A 20,980-nucleotide genomic window follows, 5' to 3' on the forward strand; every position below is an offset into this window, starting at 1 on the left:
TTCCCGATTCCCGATTCCCTACTCCCTCACACTGGTGGGCATCTCCTGCAAATCAAACCGATAATTCTCAATGACCGGGTTTGCCAGCAGTTGATCGCAAATGCGATCGATTTGTTCGCGGGCGACTGCTTCGCTTGCCGCCTCTAAAGTCAATTCAACGTACTTGCCAATGCGGATTTGAGCCACATTCTCATACCCCATGTGTTTCAGCCCAGACTGTACGGCTGTCCCGGCAGGATCAAGAACCGACGGGCGCAAAGTAACATAGATTTGAGCATGATACGTTTGAGTCACCGTTGTTTCCTGCTAGTGCGTTTACCGTTATTGATGCTACCGCTTTATGGAAGGCAGAGGGCAGGAGGCAGAGGCAGAGGGAGAAAGTTAAAGGATAAGGGATGAGGGATGAGGGATGAGGGATGAAGATGTGAGGTATGGGAGCAAAGCTTTCAGGTCCAGGCAGGACAGACCGAGTTCCAACCTCGACCCTCCGACCTCCAAGCTCAACCTTCCAAGTTCCAAGCTCGACCTTTCGACCTTCAAGCCTAATTCTCCGAGTTCCAACCTCGACCCTCCGACCTCCAAGCTCGACCTTTCGACCTCCAAGCTCAATCGCTCGCGTTCAGAACTCAACCTTCCGTGGTCCAAGCTCGACCTTCCAACCTTAAAACACGATCTTCCAACCTCAAAGCTCGATACTCCAACCTCAAAACTCAACGCTTCCTCCGCCTCCCCTGCCCCCTCTGCCGTCCTATTTCCTCCTCTCTCTCACTCCTCACCTTCTCCATGAAAGCCAGTCGTACTCGCAGTCAGGAACGGATCATCAGCCTTCTTAAACATCTCGATCGCGCGATTTCGGCGCAGGATTTGTTTGTGGAGCTGCGGAACTGTGATCAGGCGATGGGGTTGGCGACGGTGTATCGGGCGTTGGAGGCGCTGAAGCTGGAGGGGGTGGTGCAGGCGCGGACGATGGCAAGCGGTGAGTCGCTTTACAGCCTGGTGCAGGAAGATCGGCATCATTTAACGTGCTTGCAGTGCGGCGGATCGATTCCGATCGATACATGCCCAGTGCATGAGCTAGAAGCGCAGTTAAACCAGTCTTATCAGTTCAAAATTTACTACCACATGTTGGAATTCTTTGGGCTTTGCACAGAATGCCAGGCGGCTGATGCCACAGGTGAGTCTGTAAATTAGCGGAATACATTGCATTTCTGACTCAACAGCGGAGCAGCTTCAATTAAGTATTCGGGAGCCAGGAGTCAAAAGCCAGGAGTCAAAAGTCAGTTGCTCAAACCACTGCTGACTCCTGTATTCTGGCTTCTGGATTCTTCTCGCTTTGCCGTTATACTTCACTCGCATGGAAAACGCCATCAATGACTACACCCGCGATCGCTTCAGTTCAACCACTCCTCCATCAGGTAGCCTCACTTCTCGTTTATCGATCGTTACTTGATGACCCCATTGGGCAGGCGTTTTTGACCTTGCTGCAAGCCATTCGCCATGCCGAACGCAACACGGCTGCCGAAAATACCGAATGTTTGCTGGCGTATGGTGCTTGGTTTAGCGCGTTGGCGGAGGGTCAGCAAAGTTGGCAAGATCATCTACTCACCCAACTGTTGCACGCGGATAATCCGTTTACCCAGCAGGCACAGCACAGAGCGTTGAATGAACTGCCTCCGGCTCTGGTGGCAGCGGCTCGCCATGATCTTCAGGTGGTGCAACAACTGTATGCCTATGATAGTGAACAGTTGAGCCGAGCAGTTAAAGTGGCAGCGCATCTGATGGTGGCTCCGGTGATCTGGCAGTGTGAAGCAACCGCAAGTTTGGAGTGGCTGCGATCGACTGTGCAATCTGCATCCAACTGGGGCGATGCCTTAGAGCCACTTGCCGCCCACTATCACAAGCAGGGTGTGGGGCTGTTTGCTCAATACAAGGCGTTTCGCTGGCAGGCAGGAACATTGGTGGGCCTTGCCTATCCCGATCGCGTGCAGGTCACGGATTTGGTGGGCTATGAGACTCAAAAAGAGGCACTGCTGAAGAATACGACGTTTTTGCTCAAGGGCTATCCGGCGCTGCATGTGCTGCTTTACGGCAGTCGGGGTTCGGGTAAATCGTCACTGGTGAAGGGGTTGCTGCATCGCTACGGAGAGGATGGTCTTCGCCTGATTGAGGTCGCCAAAGCAGACCTGACGGATCTGCCTGCGATCGTCGAGCGACTCCGAAACCTACCGCAGAAGTTCATCATTTTTGTCGATGACCTGTCGTTTGAGGAAGATGAGGATGCGTACAAAGCTCTTAAAGTAGTGCTGGAGGGAAATCTAACGGCACGATCGCAAAACGTGGTGGTTTATGCCACTTCCAATCGACGACACCTGATTCGCGAGTTTTTTGGCGATCGTCCCCGTCCCAGTGATGGCGATGAAGTTCACGCTTGGGATACGGTGCAGGAAAAGCTTTCGTTTAGCGATCGTTTTGGCTTAACCCTCACCTTTGAACCCGCTGACCAGAAGACGTATTTGCAGATCATTCACCACCTCGCCCAGCAAGCAGGGATTGCTCTGGAGCCACAAGCGCTAGAAGCTCAAGCCTTGCAATGGGCAACGCGACACAACGGGCGATCGGGCCGCAGCGCACGACAGTTTATCGATTTCCTCACCGCTGACTTAGCGGGAGTAGGGAATGGGGAAGAAGGTAAAGAATAAGGATATCGCTAACCTCAACTTTTGTCTACTGACTTCTTTAAAAAACTAACAACATTCCCAACCATCCGCAGCAGATGATCTCGAATACTTGCAGATAACTTTGCAGCAATTGGGGGGATGTGATTGCTAACCTTACAGAATTGTTAGCGCAATATCTGTATCACAGAACTTGATAGGAACTCCACTTTTGTTGGTAATAAAGCCGTCCAGTTTAAGTACATCTTCATCTACAGAAATTAAAACTTCTGCATCAAAGCTAATTGCACTTGCAACATGAAGTGCATCAGCAGCCCGTATATCCCTAACGTATAACTCCATATTACTTAACTGCTCTTCTACTGTTGTAGAGGTTAAATCAAGAACATTAATGCTAAAAAAACGCACTGCTGTAATAGTTTGCGGAACAATAGAACGTGCAGCAAGAACTCGAATTGTACTTGCATTCACCATACCTGTAGCAACTGATGTGAGTTGTTTAAACAAAGCTTCTTCAACTTCGTAGTAAGTTAAACTTGATGTTGCTACTGTGTGCAAAGAAGCTACTTTTTTAAGAACGTTTTCTGCATCTTCAAATAGCTTGTGAGGAGCACGTCCCCGACGATCTGTAGACCGCAAGCTTGAACCAGCAATTGCTTGTGCGCTAAGGTAATCTATGAAAACCCCTGTGTCAATGCAAACCTTCACACCTGCTCGACCTTTAAACTTTGCTTGTAAGTTGAGATATTAGCTGTTCAGGTGTCACGACTTCAGGCTTGCCAGTTGACAGAGAATTAAGGGTTTTTTTCAGTGCCTTGTCGTAAGTTACAAGATAATCACAATTCGATGCACTGCTTAAAATCAAAACATCGTTGGAGTGGGCTATTCGATTACGAAGGTTTGCCGCCTGCTTAAGATACTCCTCAGCCTTTTCGAGGTTTAAGGGTAAAAGCCTTACCTCTTGTTGAATCTCATCAAGCATTTCAGGGTGTTTGCGAGTTTCAGCGAGGAAGAAAAGCTCCTGCAGAACTACAGGGTTTATGGCGAGATGAACCTTCTCAATTATTTCGTGGGAGAACAAATGCGAACTGGGTGGCTCACCACGCAAGTAAGAAGCCACAACATTCGTATCCAGAAAGACAAGAGGTTTGCCGTCAGGTTCTTGCACTTTAGCGCCTCTTGGTAAGCTAGCTCTTCTCTAATTCTAAGCAAGGTAGCAAAATTTGGTGGCTCTGATACGCTTCTCCTAGAGTCAGTTAAAGAGCTCTCTCGCAAGATTTTTGAGGACTGACAACTTATTAACCAGTTCTAAATCACCCATTTGGCAAGAGTGTAGAGCAAAGGCGCAATGAGTAAAGCAGGTAAGAAAGATGCGACTTTGACTTTGGCGATGTCGAGTAAATTTAAGCCGATGCCTAAAATCATCAAGCCGCCAACGCCGGAGGTGATGAGGACGTGGGGATTGGTGGTGGGGTTTGCCAGGATTTGAGGGAGTAGCCCTGCGAGGAGTGACAGTCCGCCTTGATAGAGAAGAATCATGAGGCTGGAGAAGCCGACCCCGATGCCGTAGCTGCTGGTGAGGGCGATCGCGGCTAGTCCATCCATTGTGGCTTTAATGCTCAAAACCGTGTTGTCTCCAGCAATGCCGTTATTGAGACTGCCAATAATTGCCATTGGCCCGATACAAAACAGTAAACTGGCGGCGACAAACCCTTCGGTGAAGCTGCCTTCGCCCTGAAAGCGTGCTTTGAGCCATTCGCCTAACGTGTAGAGACGTTCTTCCAGTTGCAGGCTTTCTCCTAGCAACCCGCCAACGACGATCGCTAGCAGCGCCAGGATGATGCCATCCACTCGTCCAGCCTGGGCTTTGAGCAGGCTACTCGCCATCGTTACGCCAAGAAATAGCGTCACCAGCCCAACTCCCTGGGTAATTACTCGCTGCATTCCAGAGGGTAAGCTTTTTCGCAGGAGCAAGCCGCAGAGCGTACCAAACAAAATTGTGGCGACGTTGATCCAGGTACCGCTGGTTTTTGTCCACAGGTCAAGGGGCAAGATCGGGGTAGAAGCCGTTTTCAGTAAGACGAGCATCAGTACAGTCACTAGCGGAGGATCATCGCTTACCCTAACGCACTTTTACCCACGGCCTGAAGCCCCGACTATAGTAAACGTCCCTCGTCTAAGGCGTAGACAAGGGACGTTGATACTGACAGACGTAGTGTCGTCCTTAAGCGATCGGTTGAACCTGACCGAGTAGACTGTGGAGCTTTTCACCCTCAATCACTTCGGTTTCTAGCAGTTGGGTCGCGATCATCTCCAGCAAGTCCTGGTTGAGCTTAATGACGTTCAACGCGTGTTGGTGGGCGGTTTCTACAATGTCTTTCACCTCACGATCGATCGCTTGTGCCGTTTCTTCGCTCATTACTCGGCGAGGATTGGGCGCACCATCGGCAAGAAACTGCGCTTGTTGCCCCTGTTGATAGGCCAGTGGCCCCAAGATTTTGCTCATACCGTAGGTTGTGACCATGCGTTCTGCCAGGTCAGTGGCTCGTTGCAGATCGTTCGAGGCTCCAGTGGTAATGCTGCCAAAGATCACTTCCTCGGCAGACCGTCCACCCAGCAGCGTTGCAATCTGTCCCCGTAGTTCTGCTTCGTCCATGAGAAACCGATCTTCGGTGGGGAGTTGTAGCGTATAGCCCAGAGCAGCCATACCACGCGGTACGATCGAGATTTTCTCGACCTTCCCGTTTCCAGTCGTCAGAGCGCCGACCAGCGCATGACCCACCTCGTGATAGGCGACGATCTTCTTCTCTTTATCGTTGAGGACTCGGCTTTTCTTCTCCAGCCCAGCCACCACCCGTTCGATCGCTTCGGCAAAGTCTTCCTGCGCGACCGTCTCCCGCTTGTTACGAGCTGCTAACAGTGCCGCTTCATTCACCAGGTTTGCCAAATCTGCGCCTGCAAAACCCGGAGTGCGAGTGGCGATCGCTTTCAGATCCACATCGTCACCCAGCTTCACTTTTTGGGCATGGATTTTGAGAATCAGTTCACGTCCGGCTAGATCTGGACGATCGACCAGCACTTGACGGTCAAACCGACCGGGACGCAGTAGCGCCGGATCTAAAACCTCAGGGCGATTAGTGGCTGCCAGCACAATCACGGTTGCCTCACCAGCGGCAAAGCCATCCATTTCGGCCAGCAACTGGTTCAGCGTCTGCTCGCGCTCATCATTGCCACCGTAGAAGCCACCGCTATTTCGCGACTTGCCGATCGCATCCAACTCATCAATGAACACGATACAGGGAGCTTGCTTCTTCGCCTGCTCAAACAAATCGCGCACCCGCGAAGAGCCAACCCCCACAAACAGCTCCACAAACTCCGAGCCAGAAATGCTAAAGAATGGTACGCCTGCTTCTCCTGCCACAGCCTTTGCCAGCAGCGTTTTACCCGTTCCTGGTGGCCCCACTAGCAGGACTCCCTTAGGAATACGCGCCCCAATTTGGGTGTAACGCCCTGGAGCCTTGAGGAAATCGACAATCTCGACCAGTTCAGCCTTGGCTTCTTCGACCCCAGCGACATCTGCAAAGGTGACTTTTCCCGGTTCGCCTTCGACATAGACTTTAGCTTTGCTCTTCCCAATAGAAAGTACGCCCTGCGGCCCGCCAGCACCACCACCGCGTCGAATAAAGAACTGCCAGATCGCTACAAAGATCAGAGGCGGAATCACCCAACTTAACAGGCTACCAATCCAACCATTCTTGGGTGGCGGGGCAGCCGCAAATTCAACGCCCTTTTCTTCCAATAATTTGGGCAACTCCAAATCGAAAATCGGTGTGGTGGTGAAGACCTGACCAGGCTTATCATCGGCTGTTTTCAACTGAAAGCGAATCTGGCTTTGTCCCACCTGTGCGCGTGCAACTTCACCTTCTTGTACTTGATGAATAAACAAGCTATAGGGCACTCCAGGAGTTTGAGGCCCCAGAAAAAGGGGCAACGCGAAATTGACAATCAGAGATAGCCCAATGAGGGCCAGAAAAATATTACTAATGAAGCGAGGACGAGGTGTATTTGGTTGTTCTTTAATGGGCATAACGATCAATCGTCTCTAAAGTGTGAAGCACGGTTACATCGAAACAAAATGATATTTTCAGTGAGTTGCTTTTCGACTAGCGGATGCACCATACGATGTCATCCAAAGCGGTGTCATCGATGCAACACGGCTAGCTTTACGAAGGCTTAATGGTTATCCTAATCGTCACTCGATCGCCGTTTCAAGCCAATCGTTGTACGGATAACCAGCACGTTTGAGCTTATAACCGTCCGTCAAAAAGTACGGTAGAAAGACAGAACGTATGGATAGTAACCTTCATATAGCAGTCCTAAATCATTTGTGAGATTGAGAGGCTTTGTGAGAAAGGATTCCACTGGAATCCTTTCTCACAATCCAAATAGGATCGCTATAGATGTGTTCAACATCCGCTTAAAGCTTGAGGCTTCCAGTACCCCAGTTAGTAGCCTGGAAGCGCCTACACGCTGGAGCAATGTACCTCAACCATCAGACGACTGCTCATTAAGCGGTAGGATGAAACATGCAAAATGAGGAACTTCGCTGCTGCTATGCCCAACGCGTATGTCATTGGTCTTGGAAAATCAGGAATAGCGGCAGCTCGATTACTCAAACGCGAAGGGTGGCACGTCACGGTTAGTGATTCGGGGTGTTCTGATAGTTTGCGGCAGCAGCAACAGCAACTTGCCGTCGAAGGTATTCCGGTTCACCTAAGCGAACCCCTTAAGCCTCAGTCTGTTGAAACGTTAGCCGGATCTGTACAGCGCTTAGTGGTTAGCCCTGGCGTTCCGTGGGATCTGGCAGGTTTAGTGCGTGCCAGAGAACTGGACATTGAAACGATCGGCGAAACTGAACTCGCGTGGCAATACCTGAAGGACTGCCCCTGGGTTGGCATTACAGGCACCAATGGCAAAACGACCACAACTGCCCTCATTGCGGCGATTTTTCAAGCGGCGGGATTCTACGCACCAGCCTTTGGCAACATTGGCTACGCCGCTTGTGAAGTCGCGCTAGAAGACAAGAAACCAGATTGGGCGATCGCCGAACTCAGCAGTTACCAGATCGAATCCTCTCCCTCGATCGCGCCTGCGATTGGTGTTTGGACAACCTTTACGCCCGATCACTTGAGTCGCCACAAAACACTAGAACGCTATGGCGCAATCAAATCCCACTTACTGCACCAATCGCATCACCAAGTCTTCAACGGCGATGACCCGTATTTGCGAAACTTAGGGAAACACATTGCTTATCCTGTGAAGAAAACGGCCTGCTGGACAAGCGTTAGCGACAAAGCAGAGTTGATCGGCCACGCGCCTCAAAGTGTTTATATCGAGGATGCCTGGGTGCGTACATCGACCGAGTTGATTCTGCCTGTGAGCCTGCTGCGGATGCCTGGAAGTCACAATCGGCAAAACCTGTTGATGGCAGTCGCTGCCGCAAAACTGGCAGGCATTGATAAACACGCGATCGCCCACGCGATCGCCACCTTCCCCGGCGTACCCCATCGGCTGGAACACATCCGTACCTGGCAGGGCATCGACTTCATCAACGACAGCAAAGCCACTAACTACGATGCGGCTGAAGTCGGGTTGTCTGCGGTGAAACACCCTGCCATTCTCATTGCGGGTGGCGAAGCAAAGCAAGGTGATGATACCGCCTGGATTGCTGCGATTCAAGCGAAAGCCGCTGCTGTTCTTCTGATCGGCAACGCCGCCCCCGTCTTTGCTCAACGCCTACAGCAGGTGGGTTACATCAACGTTGAAATTGTAGAGACAATGGAACGGGCCGTCCCGCGATCGACAATCCTTGCCAAACAATACCAAACCCCTGTCGTACTCCTCTCCCCAGCCTGCGCCAGCTTCGACCAATACCAAAACTTTGAACAACGCGGCGATCGCTTTCGCGAACTTTGTCAGGAGTTGTAGAAGGTAGAGGGCAAAAGAAGGCAGAAGGCAAAAGCCAAGAATCAGGAGTCAGAGGTTTGGAGCCAGAAAGTAGAAGACAAGAAGCAAGGGCATAAAAAGCAACGTTAGGGGTCGAAGCGGATTAAAGTATTCTCTACCCTTAGAGAAGTCAAACCTACGGGAACACTACGCTAACAAAATTCCCTAGCAGCGCTACTCAAAACTTCTCCGCTCCCCCTGCTTCCCTTGCCTTCCCTCCCCACTCCCCTTATTTTCTCGCCGCTTCTGGCAAAATCAACATTGCATCCCCAAAAGAATAGAACCGGTACTGTTCAGCGATCGCCACCTGATACAGATCCAACAACCGCTGTCGCCCAGTCAATGCGCTGACCAACATCAGTAGGCTGGATTTCGGCAAATGAAAATTGGTCAGCAAGCCATCCACAATGTGCCACTGATAGCCCGGATAGATAAACAGGTCAGATTTGCCGCGAAAGGGTTGAAGGGTGCCGCTTTGTGCTGCCGTTTCGAGCGATCGCACCACCGTTGTACCCACTGCAATGATCCGTCCGCCTTTGGCTTTTGCTTGCTGAATTTTTGCGACGGTTTCGGGTGGCACTTCAATCCATTCAGCGTGCATGGTGTGATCCGTAATGGTCTCTGCCTCCACAGGACGAAAGGTACCAACCCCGACGTGAAGAGTGACGAATGTCTGCTCAATGCCCTTTGCTTCCAGACGTTGCAACAACTCAGGCGTAAAGTGCAACCCGGCTGTAGGAGCCGCAACCGCGCCAAGGCGATCGGCATACACCGTTTGATATTGATCCGGGTGCGCTTCGGATTGAGTGATGTAAGGCGGCAGCGGCATTTGCCCTAATTGATTGATCCACCCGTCTAACGTCGTTCCTGCTGGCACATTGAACTGTAAGATCCGCCCACCTGTAGCGGGATCGATCGCCATCACAGTAGCACTTAACACTTCAGCCTCCTGGAAGTCTTTCGCTTCTCCAAACACGAGCTGAGCGCCCGGTTTTAGACGCTTCCCAGGTTTGACCAATGCCAACCAGCAGCGCGTAGTAGCATCCGCTTGAGCCGTAACCGTTTGAGGTTCTAGCAACAGTACTTCCACAGGTGGACCGCCCGTTTTATAACCGTAAAGGCGGGCTGGAATGACGCGAGTATTATTGAGAATCAGCAAATCGCCTGGTTGCAACAGGTCTGGTAAGTTGCGGACGATCGCGTGACTATGCTGCTCCTGATTTTTAACCACCAGCAACCGAGCATGATCACGAGGAACACTGGGCGTTTGAGCAATCAGGGTTTTAGGCAGGGTGTAGTCATATGCAGCAAGCAAGCGATCGGACAGCATAGGAGAGTAGAGGGTAGAAGGCAGAAAGTAGAAGGCAAAAGAAGTTGTTGATTGTTAGAAGCAATCGGGACAGTTGAGCGTTGAACGCTGACGGCTGACCGCTGATGGCTCAAAATGCAAGGTAGAAGGCAAAAGGCAGGAAGCAAAAGGCAGAAGCTAACCACTAACAGTTGCAAACTCATTCCTTATCCTTTATCCCTCATCCTTTCCAAGTTGGGTGGAACCCCTCTCCTGTTCGGGGGTTTCTCCCCTGGTATTTACTGATACGGTTAGTGGACTATAGAAATGTAGGTGTTTGACTGAGCTGGAAGAAACTGATGGACTACCTGTATCATCTTTCAAACGCAACCCTCACATTACGGGTTGTTGAGTATTTGCATTCCTCCAGTCGCTTTCCGGTGCGCTTCATGACCGTCATCCACCAGATTGATGGCTGGATCATTAAAGTTAAGATGAATCGGTGCCTGGACCCATATGAGCACGGAAACTTGCGAGCCTTCATGAACGAATTGGGTATTCCTTGTGATCCAGGTATCCGCGTACAGATGGCTCTTTGGGGGCTAGAGACAGGGCAATCGCCTGTTGATGTGATGCATCGTTATCAAGTTGCGGTAGTTTCGCATGGTACGCCCGATCGCGAGGAAATTGAAGAGTTTCGGAAGCAGTTCGTGCAAGGGTTAGGCTACTGCCCAGAAACATTGGCCTAGAGAATGGAGTTGAGACTCAGTCCAGTGTAAAGGCTGCAGCGATATAGTCCTGAAGAATAAGGTGATAACCTGCTTCCACAACCGCTCGTTTTGGGTCAAATGGTGTTGTAGGGTCTTGGGGCGATCGCGCTTGTTTTCGATTAGATTGCCTACAGCACACCAGCGCAACATCAAATTGGCAGGGTAGTTCCGCCCAGGCAGGATGGGCTGCTAAGAATAGCTGTGCTGTTTTCCACAGTTTTGCTCGTTTGCGAGCGGTAATGGCTAGCGCGCCATCATAATCCCAATTGCCTTGACTGCGAGTTTTGACTTCGACAAACGACAACGTGATGGGTTGGGTCGGCTGTTGTAGTGAGGGTTGTCCGACAACAAGATCTAGCTCTCCCCAGCGGCAATGCCATTGTTGCTGAAGAATTAACCAGCCACGATCTCTGAGCCATTGAGCCACCAATGCTTCTCCCAGTGCGCCAGTGTGCGAGGCTTCATTTGTTTTGCGCTCAGAGCGTTGCTTGGGCATTTGTGGCATAAGTCATGATATCGCTTTCCTTAGCATTGACCGCTTTGTCGTTAAAAGCGACGTTCTCCTCGCAAAACAGATCTGCTAGTCGCCTCACTGTTTCAGTTTGCTGCTGTGAAGCCAGAAGCGTAACGGATTCGGGTAGGATCGAGAACGTAGGGATCGTCTTCGCTCAGCAAGCTGAGTCGCGTGGTGCGTCTGAGGTTTGTGAGCAGCGAACAGCGCGATCGATGTAGGGTTCGGTATTAGCATCGACAATGAGCAGTAGACGCATTGGTAAAACAGTTAGCCAGCAGCAAACAGATTGGCTGGGGAATGTTCTGTCAGTCATGCGGAGCCAGCGATGGCACTACAAAGGGGCGATCGTGCGCTTCCTTTTCGGCAGTGCTTTGATCATCAGCATGTGGGTTCTGAGTCCCCTGCCTGTGCTTGCAGACGATTACAACCGCGATTTTTTGGTTGGGGCTGATTTCTCGAGCAAAGATTTGACCGATTCCAGCTTTACCAAGGCCAATCTGCGAGGCAGCAATTTTAGTCACAGCGATCTGCACGGTGTAAGCTTTTTTGGGGCCAATCTGGAAGGCGCAAATTTTGAAGGTGCTGACCTACGCAATGCGACTTTGGATGCGGCTCGGTTCACGGATGCCAAGCTGACCAACGCCAATCTTGAAGGGGCCTTTGCCTTTAATGCCAAATTTGGAGGCGCGATCGTTGATGGTGCTGATTTCACAGATGTAGACGTGCGGCTCGATGCTCAAGTGCAGCTGTGTAAGCAGGCAAAAGGCGTAAATCCAGCAACAGGGCGCAAAACACGTCAAACGTTAGGCTGTGATTAGGTTGAGACATCGAAGTGAGCGTGAGGCTAAAACTCTCTAGCTCAAACTGATGGTTGAAATGTGCTAACTGAGTACAGGCGCTTGCACGAGATCTTCAAAGGTGGTTTGGCGTTCGCGATCGAGGTCTCGTATCCGCTGTTCTTCCGCACAGATTTTTTTATAGTAAAACTGCCCTAGCTCAGGTGCAGCAGCGCAATCGGTCTTTTCCCATAGCGAAAGAAAGTGGCGGCGACGTTTTTCGCACATCACTTTTTCCATTGAAGCAACGGCTGAGCGGATGACGAGAGTTGATCGCAGCACGTCAATGTCCCCGGTTTCGTCAAGCTGAAAGAAGGTATAAATTTTGCGCATGTCGCTGGGAAAGTCGGTGCAACGATCTTGCAGCAGCGTCATCAAATCCAGCAATGGATTAGCTTCGACATCGAACCCATCTTCTTTTAGTGCCAAGATTTGTCGCCACAAAAAGCGATGGTGGGACAGGCTAAATTCTAGATCGCGGGCTTCTAATGCTTCAACGATCGCCTGCCGATGCAGCGGTTTATGGAGGTAAAGACGCAGTAGCTGCCCTTCCGATTCTTCCAGCAGATCACGTTCGCTGCTGGTCTGCCACTTTTGCGATCGCCCATGCCACCGTTCGCCCCGCACTTGCAGCCGCAAATTATCTTCTAGCTGCCGCATGAGGCGACTGTTGCCTTGACTCAACAGTTCGGCACATTTTTGGATGTAATGGGTACGGAGCATGGAGTTAGGCAGGTTGCCGAGCAGTTTGACGATCGCTTGCACGCTTTGCTGAAACTGATCCGCCTGGTGGAGGTCGTGACCTGCGATCGCCTGCTGAATCTGCCAGTCAAGCCAGAGAGGAGAATTATCCAACAACTGCTGATAGTCTGCTGGCGTATTCGATTGGAGAAACTCATCGGGATCTTTGCCAGTGGGAATATTGAGGATGCGCAGTTGAACTTCGCCCTGATAAGCCAGCGCAGCCACTTCGCCAATCGCCCGTTCCGCTGCTTGAGTGCCTGCGCGATCGGCATCAAAGTTAAACACGATGCGTTTGGATTCGGTGTAGCGTAAAAGTTGTCGCACTTGAGCGAGGCTGAGAGCCGTTCCCATCGACGCCACGACGTTAGAAATGCCTGCACTGTGAAGCGCAATCACATCGAAGTAGCCTTCTACAACGACGGCTTGGTCCTGCTTGGCAATCGCGGCCCGTGCCTTGTCCAGTGCAAACAGAATATTACCTTTGTCAAAGAGTTCAGTTTCAGGTGAGTTAAGGTACTTAGGCTGCTCGTCACCTAGCGATCGACCGCCAAAGCCCACGACTCGCCCCTGAAGATCGTGAATGGGAATCATAAGGCGATCGCGGAAGCGATCATAGTAGCTTCCGGTTGCCCCTTTGCGTGGCACAATCAGCCCTGCCCGTTCCACCAGTTCGACGGGATAGTGCTTTTGCTCAACCAGATAACCGAAGAGCGTTTCCCATCCGGCAGGCGCATAGCCCAATTGAAACTGTTGCATGGTCAGCGCGCTGAGCTTTCGTTGTGTCGTTAAATAATCTAGTGCCGCTTTTCCCTGCGGTTGATTTAACGCATGTTCAAAGAAGCGGGCTGTCAGCGCCAAAATTTCGTGGAGTTGCTCTCGCACAGAAAGCTGACGCTGAAGTTCTTGACGTTGTTCTGGCTCCAGGGTTTGCACCGAGACCTGATAGCGCTTTGCCAGATCCAGCACCACTTCGCTGAACGATCGCTTCCCCAACTCCATCAGGAACTTAATCGCATTGCCACCCGCACCACAGCTAAAGCAGTAGTAAAACTGTTTGCCAGGGCTGACCGTAAAGCTGGGCGATTTGTCGTCGTGGAAGGGACACAAGCCCGTAAAGTCTTTCCCCAGTTTGCGCAGCACCACATGCTCAGACACCACATCCACAATATCGGCACGTTGGCGCACCTGTTCGATCGTATCGGGGTGGAGGCGTGGAATATCCATAAAGGGGGAAGTAAGGAGTGGGAAAATGAGGTTCACATATTGTCGCAAATTTGGTTGAATGTGGGCTAAGCGGCTGGGTTTCTTAATGGTTTGACTCAAGGTAAGGCGCGATCGCGGCACATGTATTTTTTAGAACTTCGCCTCTGGTGCTCCAGCAGACCCACAGCTTGGCAAACGGGACGCCAAACGGCCCAATAACCTGCTTCAGGATCGGTTTCAAGAACAACACGCCATCCCGTGCTTTTTCCTCTCCATCAATCATGCGCACCAAAATACTCGACGATATCTTAGCTTCTCAACATCAAAAGCTCTGGCCCTAGTTCTCTAATCAGTGATGGCAGACATCCTTGCCTGGTCAAAAGCGCATGCGTTGAGAGCGGACGTTGACAGAATCCCACTGCCTTAGCAGGGATCGTCTTGTTTGTGTTCGTGAGTCGCTATGTTTCACCGCAATGCGCTGGACTCGGAGAGCGTGCCTTCGGCAGATCCACGCGCTATCACCATTCTAGCAATCACCCTTTAGAAGACCAGAGCCATCGTATCTGCGGAGGTGCTCTAAATGTCCTTTACAAAGGCTTTATAGGGTGGAGTACTCACGTAAATCCCCGGAGTCTCTTGCAAGCAAGCGTTAGACAAATGCAAATGTCGCTACTGCGGCAGATCTAAGACCTATTGCAGAGCAGACACTATACCTATGTATGGCAGTCTTTAGATCAGTGCTTCTTGAGCTGACGGTAAATTTTGAGTAAAAAGGCGAAGGATTGCCACAGGTCAAGCCAGCAGTTAGGATAGGCTACGACTGGTAAGTTCTTCAACTTTCTCTGGAACAAAGTTGGACGTCTTGCTTCAAATCACCAGGTAGTCGCTCCATCTCAAGAATCATAAGACGTTTAACGCTTTAAAGGAGATAGCTGTAGTGGCAGCCATCTTTTTGAATCCTTGATTCCATTGATGCTACTAGCGGCAAGTCCATCTCCATAAAAGAACTGAGGAGCTATCAGTGGTGGTAATACTCGTAATTCGATTTAGATTTCAAGTGATGAGCCAATGGTTATCTTAGAAAAGCTTTTTACCAGGTTTAAAAATTTTTTCAGATGACGCTATTGCAGCGGCCAAGGTCTTGAAAGAGTTATGCAGTAGAGAGATCACATCTGAAATTGTATCGTTGCAGAGGCCGTTAAAGTCTTTACATCCACATTGCATTAAAGTTAACCCTTGTAGGCAGGAAAGTCCTCGAATGAATGCTACGAATGTAACCCTTCCGATGTTTCGTCTTGATGTAGATTACCTGAAGTCTCTAGCAATCAAGCACCGTGAGGAATACGCTACAGCCAAGCCGTTCCCCCATATTGTTATTGATAACTTCTTGCCAGAATCCATTCTGGAGGAAGTCCTAAAAGAATTTCCTAATCCAAAGCAAATTGATTGGCAAACATTTCAGACTCCAGCCGAGAAGAAACTTGCCTCAAAGCATGAGCAGCAAATGGGTGACGCAACTCGGTTGCTACTGTATAGCCTTAATTCCTCTACTTTCATTACTTTCCTAGAAATTCTTACAGGTATTGATGGCCTCTTGCCAGATCCTCACTTTGAGGGAGGCGGACTTCATCAAATTGAGCGCGGTGGCTTTTTGAAAATGCATGTAGATTTCAATCGGCATAAGAAGCTACGCCTTGATCGGCGATTAAATTTCTTGCTTTATCTGAATCAAGATTGGAAGGAGGAATACGGAGGACACCTTGAGCTATGGGATCAAAATATGACTCAATGCGAGAAGAAAATTCTTCCAATTTTCAATCGCTGTGTGGTTTTTAGTACAACTGATTTTTCCTATCATGGTCATCCTGAACCGCTGACCTGCCCTGAGAGTAGGACGAGAAAGTCTCTTGCACTCTACTACTACAGCAATGGTCGCCCTGCTGAAGAGACATTAGGAACTCCACACACAACCATCTTTCAAACCCGTCCTCAGGATAATTTTCAATTATCTGAACCTTCAGACACAACAGCTAAAAGCATCATCAAGCAATTATTGCCTCCAATTTTGGTTGATACTTACAGGGCGCTGAGAAGCAAGTAATCATTTTCAGCTTCTTGTGGCAGAGGCTCAAAACCAAAACCCTATTAAGCTAATGAGGAGACATAGCAGCATCTTATTTGTAGTTGATAGGGAGTGTGGTTTTGTCTTCACCCTGTTCTGGTGTATTGACTTGTATGAAGGTGAGCTATGAATACTCTCGTAATGTATGCTTGGTTTCCAATCGTTATTTACTTGTTCATACGCTTTCCGCCTCAGCGCGCAGTTGTCATTAGCTTTGTGACAGCCTGGTTGTTTTTGCCGCTCGCAACGTTTAAATTGCCCGGTATTCCAGTGGAATACAACAAAATGTCGGCGACATGTTTAGGTATTCTACTTGCAACATGTCTTTATAATGTTGAGCGGTTCAAAACGTTCAGATTTAGTTGGTTTGATCTGCCTATAGCTGTTTGGTGCCTCTGTCCTTTTGCTTCGTCAGTGACTAATGGGCTTGGTGCTTATGATGGAGTTTCAAGTACGATCGCTCAAACAATGGGTTGGGGAGTTCCTTACTTCTTAGGGCGAATCTACTTGAACAGCTTTTCTGGCTTACGACAGCTAGGAATCGGAATTTTTTGGGGTGGATTGATTTATGCCCCCCTGTGTATTCTTGAGACTGCAACCCATATCAATTTACATGGCCTCCTCTACCGCTTTACTGCTGGAGCATCAGATCTCCGCTATGGAGGGTACAGACCATCAGTCTTTTTGCAGAATGGTTTAGCCTTAGGTGTTTGGATGATGTTCGCGGCTTTAATGGGCATCATCCTATGGAGAACCAAGACCATTAGGCAAGTTCGGAATATTCCGATCGGTTGGGTTATTGCTTTTTTAATAACAGCATTTATTTTGGTCAAGGCGACTGGCGCTTACTTTTTGCTGCTTATGGCACTCATTATTGTCATTGCAGCACAGTTGTATGGTACTGGTCTTCTACTCTGGATTCTGATCGGGGCAATGTTTATTTACCTGTACCTAGGTGTTGTGGGAGATTTTCCTGGGCAGGAAATTATTGATTTTCTAGCTAACTTCATCGATCCTGATCGCCTTCAGTCTCTAGGCTTCCGCTTCATGAACGAGGAAGTTCTTTCAGCTAAAGCACGTCAACAAATCTTGTTTGGGTGGGGAGGATACGGTAGAAATCAGCTTTATAAAGAAGGCGGGTATGTAATTACAATCACAGACAGCCTCTGGATCATTGCATTTGGTGTAAATGGCCTAGTCGGATTAATCAGCGTTTTTACAGCATTGCTTCTACCTGTCTTAGGCTTCTGGTTTGTCTACCCACCCACGTCTTGGTCACATCCTAATATTGTGATCACGGCAGCGATCGCGGTTGGTTTAGCTATGTATACTTTGGACTGCACGTTGAATGCGTTTCCAAACTCAGTTTTCACACTTGCTAGCGGTGGTCTTACTGGAGTAATTCTCAATCGGCAGCTACAGGGGTTTCCAGCTAGACAACCTATTCTTAGACAAACGAGGTGATAAGTAATAGGTGGAAATTCGCGTGAATATACGTCGATGTGTGGGTTAAGAAGCTAACTCAAGAAGCTCAGTAATAGGGTTCTCTTATATACAAAGAGAATGTTTTTTGAAAACTTACAACGTTTGTTTAAACTAAGGGTTGTTCTATGTCGAATACGGTCAAGCTAGATCAAGCAACAACTCTACTGGTTGTAGTACTGAACTACAAAACAGCGGATTTAACGATCGATTGCTTGAACTCTTTATCAGATGAGATAAAGACGATCCCTGGTAGCTACGTGGTGGTGACTGACAACGCATCGGGTGATGGTTCGGTCGAGAAAATTGCGTCAGCGATTGACAAAAATCGATGGCATCACTGGGTTGAACTAATGCCATTAGACCGCAATGGTGGTTTCGCCTTCGGCAATAACGCCGCGATTCGTCCAGTTCTGGCAGCAACGCATCCATGCCCCTACGTATTATTGCTGAATCCTGATACGATTATCCGCCCAGGCGCAATCAAAACACTGCTGGCTTTTATGGATAAGCAGCCGGAAGTTGGCATTGCAGGCAGTCGTCTGGAAGATTTAGACCAGACGGCGCAGCAATCAGCCTTTCGGTTTCCGAACGTAGTGGGTGAATTAGATTTTGGCTTGCGCCTGGGTATAGCGTCTAAGTTGCTTTCGCGATGGGCGATCGTCCCCGAAATTTTGGATCACTCGCACCAAGCAGACTGGGTTGCTGGTGCGAGTATGATCATTCGTCGCGAAGTGTTTGAATCGATCGGATTACTTGATGAACATTACTTTATGTATTTTGAAGAAGTTGACTTCTGCTTGAGAGCACAACGTGCAGGCTGGTCTTGCTGGTATGTGCCTCAAAGTCATGTCGTTCATTTTGTTGGTCAAAGTTCTGGCGTGACCGATTCTAAGCGCCCACCGAAGCGGTTACCGACTTATTGGTTTGATTCTAGACGGCGGTACTTTTTAAAGAATCATGGCTGGTTATATGCCGCTTTAGCTGATGCAGCCTGGCTTACAGGTTTTACGTTATGGCGATGGCGGCGGGTCGTTCAACGCAAGCCCGACACCGATCCCCCCCAAATTTGGAGCGATTTTCTGATGAACAGCGTGTTTATCAGGGGAGGCCAGATTTGAGCACTAGCGAGACTGAACCACTAGGTCTGTGGCAACAAATTAAAGAAGACTGGGAAGCGCATGGACGAGACTGGACAAAACCAGGCTTTCGCGCTGTGGCCGTGCATCGCTTTGGAGTCTGGCGTATGACCCTTGAGCCAAAACTGTTGCGAGCACCGTTTAGCCTACTATATCGATCGCTTTATCGTAAAATTCGCAACGGCTATGGCATTGAGTTGCCTTATACGGTGGAGTTGGGCCGCCGAGTGATCATCGAACATCAAGGGGGAATTGTCATTCACGGGTATTGCCATATTGGCGATGACAGCATCATTCGGCAGGGCGTTACTCTGGGGCTACGCTACCTTGATCGCTTGTTTGAGGCTCCAAAGCTGGGAAAACGAGTAAACGTCGGGGCGGGTGCCGTGATTCTGGGTAATGTCACTGTTGGTGATGATGCCAATGTTGGAGCCAATGCTGTAGTTCTAATAGATGTGCCACCCGGTGCAACAGCCGTTGGTATACCTGCCAAAATCATCAAGTAAGGCAAGAGATTTTAAGACGCGATCGGAGTCTGGAGTTCGAGCATCAACTGTTGTTCTAACACGGCAACGACTGCTAGTTCTTCGGGTTTCAAGGCGAAGCTGTTTTTAGCCACGATTGCAGCATGCTCTTGCATTATTTGATGTAACGATTCATCCATATACGCCTCTAAAATGGCTGGATGGACATAGTATTTGCGGCACGTTGCAGGGCGATTTCTAAGATAAAAAGCAACTGTTTTGATGGCCTGGACAATGTTTTTCTTCGCAGCCGTTTCGGAGGTAAAGGTGCCAATATCGGTAAGTTCTGACGCGGCTAATACCGTGCCTGCCCATGTACGGAAGTCTTTAGCCGTAAAATCTTGCTCAGTAATCGTTCTCAAATAACTGTTAACGGTACCTGAGTCGATCGTCTGATACTGTCCCATTTCATCTCGATATTGAAATAGCTCCTGTCCAGGAATGTCCTGACATCGCTTAACAATTTTAGCTAAGCGTTTATCGTTCAGCTCAATATCGTGTTCAACACCGCTTTTACCTCGAAATTGAAATTGAATTTTAGAGCCTGCAATATCAACATGTTCATCCCGGAGGGTCGTCAGACCATAGGATTGGTTAGAACGAGCATATTCTTCATTGCCAACACGAATACGAGTTAGTTCCATCAGGCGGACGATCGCGGCCAACACTTTTTCTTTTGGCAACCCTGGTAATGCAAGATCGTGCTCCAACCGTTGCCGAATTTGGGGTAGCGATTGGCTAAACACAAGCAGACGTGTGAATTTACTTTGGTCACGAATAGTTCGCCATAGCGGATGATAGCGATATTGCTTACGGCCCTTTGCGTCTCGTCCGGTTGCTTGTAAGTGCCCATTGCTAAAGGGACAAATCCACACGTCTTTATAGGCTGGTGGAATCGCTAATGCATTAATGCGGCGGATTTCGTCTGGATCACGAATGCGATCGCCATTAGGATTAAAATAGGCAAAACTTTTCTTCCCAGAACGCTTACGCTGAATGCCGGGAATGTTGTCGGTTACGTAGTGCAAGCCGATTTCCTCTGCTGATTTGATCGGATCAGAGGCTGTCACCGCTTGCAGGTGTTTCTGTAGCGATCGTGCTTGACGTGATCGCGGTTGAGGTGTCCGTTTCTGAACTTTATGCTGCATTGACTATTAGAAGTAGAAAATTATTCACCCCTTTCTTTTAGCGAAGTTCAACCGAGTTGGAATCTGCACAGCAGTATAGTTTTTCACGCAAGTTCAGATCATTGCCTAAACCCAGGCAATGAAGCTGATGTCGGTGCAGTGAGAGCTTTTGTCTCCAGGTGAAATTTAGTTTGGCACGCCTGGGTTGGTAGTGCGTCAAAGAATGGTGGGTCGAGTAAAGTAGGGAGACCGCTACTTTTACGTACAAATTATGGAATGTCTGCTCTGCGGTCATCCTAGCACCCACAAGCATGGAAAAGCTCCGAATGGGAGCCAACGCTATTTTTGCCCCCATTGCAAGCAAACGTTCAACGAGCGCTTTGACACGATGTACTATCATCGCCAAATTACTCCCGAACAGATTCGGCAAGTGTTACAAGCGCATAGCGAAGGCAGTAGTCTCAGAGGAATTAGCCGCACCAGTGGACTTGCCTACAATAGACTTCCTGCATGAATCATGCGGGGTGTGCCAGTTCGTAGTTCAGCAACC

Annotated in this window: 19 protein-coding genes and 1 pseudogene; 10 read left to right on the top strand and 10 right to left on the bottom strand. The window is 49.4% G+C overall.

What is annotated here, in order from left to right:
- Positions 1-18: 18 nt before the first annotated feature.
- The gene (gene purS / locus AC5JLP_RS21190; RefSeq protein ID WP_496069938.1) at positions 19-294 is read right to left on the bottom strand and encodes a phosphoribosylformylglycinamidine synthase subunit PurS; all 276 of its coding nucleotides are present in this window, start codon (positions 292-294) and stop codon (positions 19-21) included.
- 489 nt (positions 295-783) lie between these two features.
- Here purS and AC5JLP_RS21195 point away from each other — a divergent pair, with 489 nt between their 5' ends.
- Positions 784-1,191, top strand: a complete 408-nt coding sequence (locus tag AC5JLP_RS21195) for a Fur family transcriptional regulator (RefSeq protein ID WP_496069939.1) — start codon at positions 784-786, stop codon at positions 1,189-1,191.
- A gap of 179 nt (positions 1,192-1,370) precedes the next feature.
- Positions 1,371-2,699, top strand: coding sequence for an ATP-binding protein (locus tag AC5JLP_RS21200; protein WP_496069940.1), 1,329 nt, complete (start codon positions 1,371-1,373; stop codon positions 2,697-2,699).
- Positions 2,700-2,831: 132 nt separating this feature from the next.
- Here AC5JLP_RS21200 and AC5JLP_RS21205 read toward each other — a convergent pair whose 3' ends face one another.
- From AC5JLP_RS21205 to ftsH4, 4 genes are all read right to left on the bottom strand, one after another.
- Positions 2,832-3,383, bottom strand: a complete 552-nt coding sequence (locus AC5JLP_RS21205; RefSeq protein ID WP_496069941.1) for a type II toxin-antitoxin system VapC family toxin — start codon at positions 3,381-3,383, stop codon at positions 2,832-2,834.
- 13 nt (positions 3,384-3,396) lie between these two features.
- Positions 3,397-3,843, bottom strand: a complete 447-nt coding sequence (locus tag AC5JLP_RS21210; protein ID WP_496069942.1) for a type II toxin-antitoxin system VapC family toxin — start codon at positions 3,841-3,843, stop codon at positions 3,397-3,399.
- A gap of 140 nt (positions 3,844-3,983) precedes the next feature.
- Entirely contained in the window at positions 3,984-4,775 is a 792-nt protein-coding gene (locus tag AC5JLP_RS21215; protein ID WP_496069943.1) for a DUF554 domain-containing protein, read from the bottom strand.
- A 124-nt stretch (positions 4,776-4,899) separates the two neighbouring features.
- A complete protein-coding gene (gene ftsH4, locus AC5JLP_RS21220) occupies positions 4,900-6,762 on the bottom strand; it encodes an ATP-dependent zinc metalloprotease FtsH4 (protein ID WP_496069944.1) in 1,863 nt (620 codons plus the stop codon).
- A 506-nt stretch (positions 6,763-7,268) separates the two neighbouring features.
- On the opposite strand from ftsH4, the gene murD reads away from it, so the two are divergent.
- Positions 7,269-8,663, top strand: a complete 1,395-nt coding sequence (murD, locus tag AC5JLP_RS21225) for a UDP-N-acetylmuramoyl-L-alanine--D-glutamate ligase (RefSeq protein WP_496069945.1) — start codon at positions 7,269-7,271, stop codon at positions 8,661-8,663.
- A gap of 247 nt (positions 8,664-8,910) precedes the next feature.
- Here murD and queA read toward each other — a convergent pair whose 3' ends face one another.
- Complete coding sequence (queA, locus tag AC5JLP_RS21230) at positions 8,911-10,011, bottom strand: tRNA preQ1(34) S-adenosylmethionine ribosyltransferase-isomerase QueA (RefSeq protein ID WP_496069946.1); 1,101 nt, start codon at positions 10,009-10,011, stop codon at positions 8,911-8,913.
- Between the two features lie 317 nt (positions 10,012-10,328).
- Here queA and AC5JLP_RS21235 point away from each other — a divergent pair, with 317 nt between their 5' ends.
- Positions 10,329-10,718 carry a hypothetical protein gene (locus tag AC5JLP_RS21235; RefSeq protein ID WP_496069947.1) on the top strand — a complete coding sequence of 130 codons (390 nt, stop codon included), beginning with the start codon at positions 10,329-10,331 and terminating at the stop codon, positions 10,716-10,718.
- A 16-nt stretch (positions 10,719-10,734) separates the two neighbouring features.
- On the opposite strand, the gene AC5JLP_RS21240 is transcribed toward AC5JLP_RS21235, so the two are convergent.
- A complete protein-coding gene (locus AC5JLP_RS21240; protein ID WP_496069948.1) occupies positions 10,735-11,235 on the bottom strand; it encodes a YraN family protein in 501 nt (166 codons plus the stop codon).
- Between the two features lie 257 nt (positions 11,236-11,492).
- Between AC5JLP_RS21240 and AC5JLP_RS21245 the strand changes: the two genes are divergently transcribed.
- Positions 11,493-12,071 (top strand): pentapeptide repeat-containing protein, encoded by a 579-nt coding sequence (locus AC5JLP_RS21245; RefSeq protein WP_496069949.1) that lies wholly within the window; start codon positions 11,493-11,495, stop codon positions 12,069-12,071.
- Between the two features lie 63 nt (positions 12,072-12,134).
- Here AC5JLP_RS21245 and dnaG read toward each other — a convergent pair whose 3' ends face one another.
- Both dnaG and AC5JLP_RS21255 read right to left on the bottom strand, forming a co-directional pair.
- Positions 12,135-14,156 carry a DNA primase gene (gene dnaG / locus AC5JLP_RS21250; RefSeq protein ID WP_496069950.1) on the bottom strand — a complete coding sequence of 674 codons (2,022 nt, stop codon included), beginning with the start codon at positions 14,154-14,156 and terminating at the stop codon, positions 12,135-12,137.
- On the bottom strand, positions 14,140-14,319 hold the full coding sequence (locus AC5JLP_RS21255; protein WP_496069951.1) for a hypothetical protein: 180 nt from the start codon (positions 14,317-14,319) through the stop codon (positions 14,140-14,142). The genes dnaG and AC5JLP_RS21255 overlap by 17 nt, the downstream gene beginning before the upstream one ends.
- A 975-nt stretch (positions 14,320-15,294) precedes the next feature.
- Here AC5JLP_RS21255 and AC5JLP_RS21260 point away from each other — a divergent pair.
- The 4 genes from AC5JLP_RS21260 (at position 15,295) to AC5JLP_RS21275 (ending at position 19,285) form a co-directional block, all read left to right on the top strand.
- Positions 15,295-16,137: a 2OG-Fe(II) oxygenase gene (locus AC5JLP_RS21260; protein ID WP_496069952.1), complete on the top strand. Its 843-nt coding sequence runs from the start codon at positions 15,295-15,297 to the stop codon at positions 16,135-16,137.
- A 147-nt stretch (positions 16,138-16,284) separates the two neighbouring features.
- Complete coding sequence (locus AC5JLP_RS21265) at positions 16,285-17,622, top strand: O-antigen ligase domain-containing protein (RefSeq protein WP_496069953.1); 1,338 nt, start codon at positions 16,285-16,287, stop codon at positions 17,620-17,622.
- Positions 17,623-17,768: 146 nt separating this feature from the next.
- Positions 17,769-18,761: a glycosyltransferase family 2 protein gene (locus AC5JLP_RS21270; RefSeq protein ID WP_496069954.1), complete on the top strand. Its 993-nt coding sequence runs from the start codon at positions 17,769-17,771 to the stop codon at positions 18,759-18,761.
- Positions 18,758-19,285 (top strand): serine O-acetyltransferase, encoded by a 528-nt coding sequence (locus AC5JLP_RS21275; RefSeq protein ID WP_496069955.1) that lies wholly within the window; start codon positions 18,758-18,760, stop codon positions 19,283-19,285. The genes AC5JLP_RS21270 and AC5JLP_RS21275 overlap by 4 nt, the downstream gene beginning before the upstream one ends.
- An 11-nt stretch (positions 19,286-19,296) precedes the next feature.
- Here AC5JLP_RS21275 and AC5JLP_RS21280 read toward each other — a convergent pair whose 3' ends face one another.
- Positions 19,297-20,451 carry a DNA topoisomerase IB gene (locus AC5JLP_RS21280; protein WP_496069956.1) on the bottom strand — a complete coding sequence of 385 codons (1,155 nt, stop codon included), beginning with the start codon at positions 20,449-20,451 and terminating at the stop codon, positions 19,297-19,299.
- Between the two features lie 250 nt (positions 20,452-20,701).
- On the opposite strand from AC5JLP_RS21280, the pseudogene AC5JLP_RS21285 reads away from it, so the two are divergent.
- Positions 20,702-20,929 (top strand): annotated as a pseudogene (locus AC5JLP_RS21285) (transposase); the annotation flags it as partial.
- Positions 20,930-20,980: the final 51 nt, after the last annotated feature.

This window comes from Stenomitos rutilans, assembly GCF_059505485.1.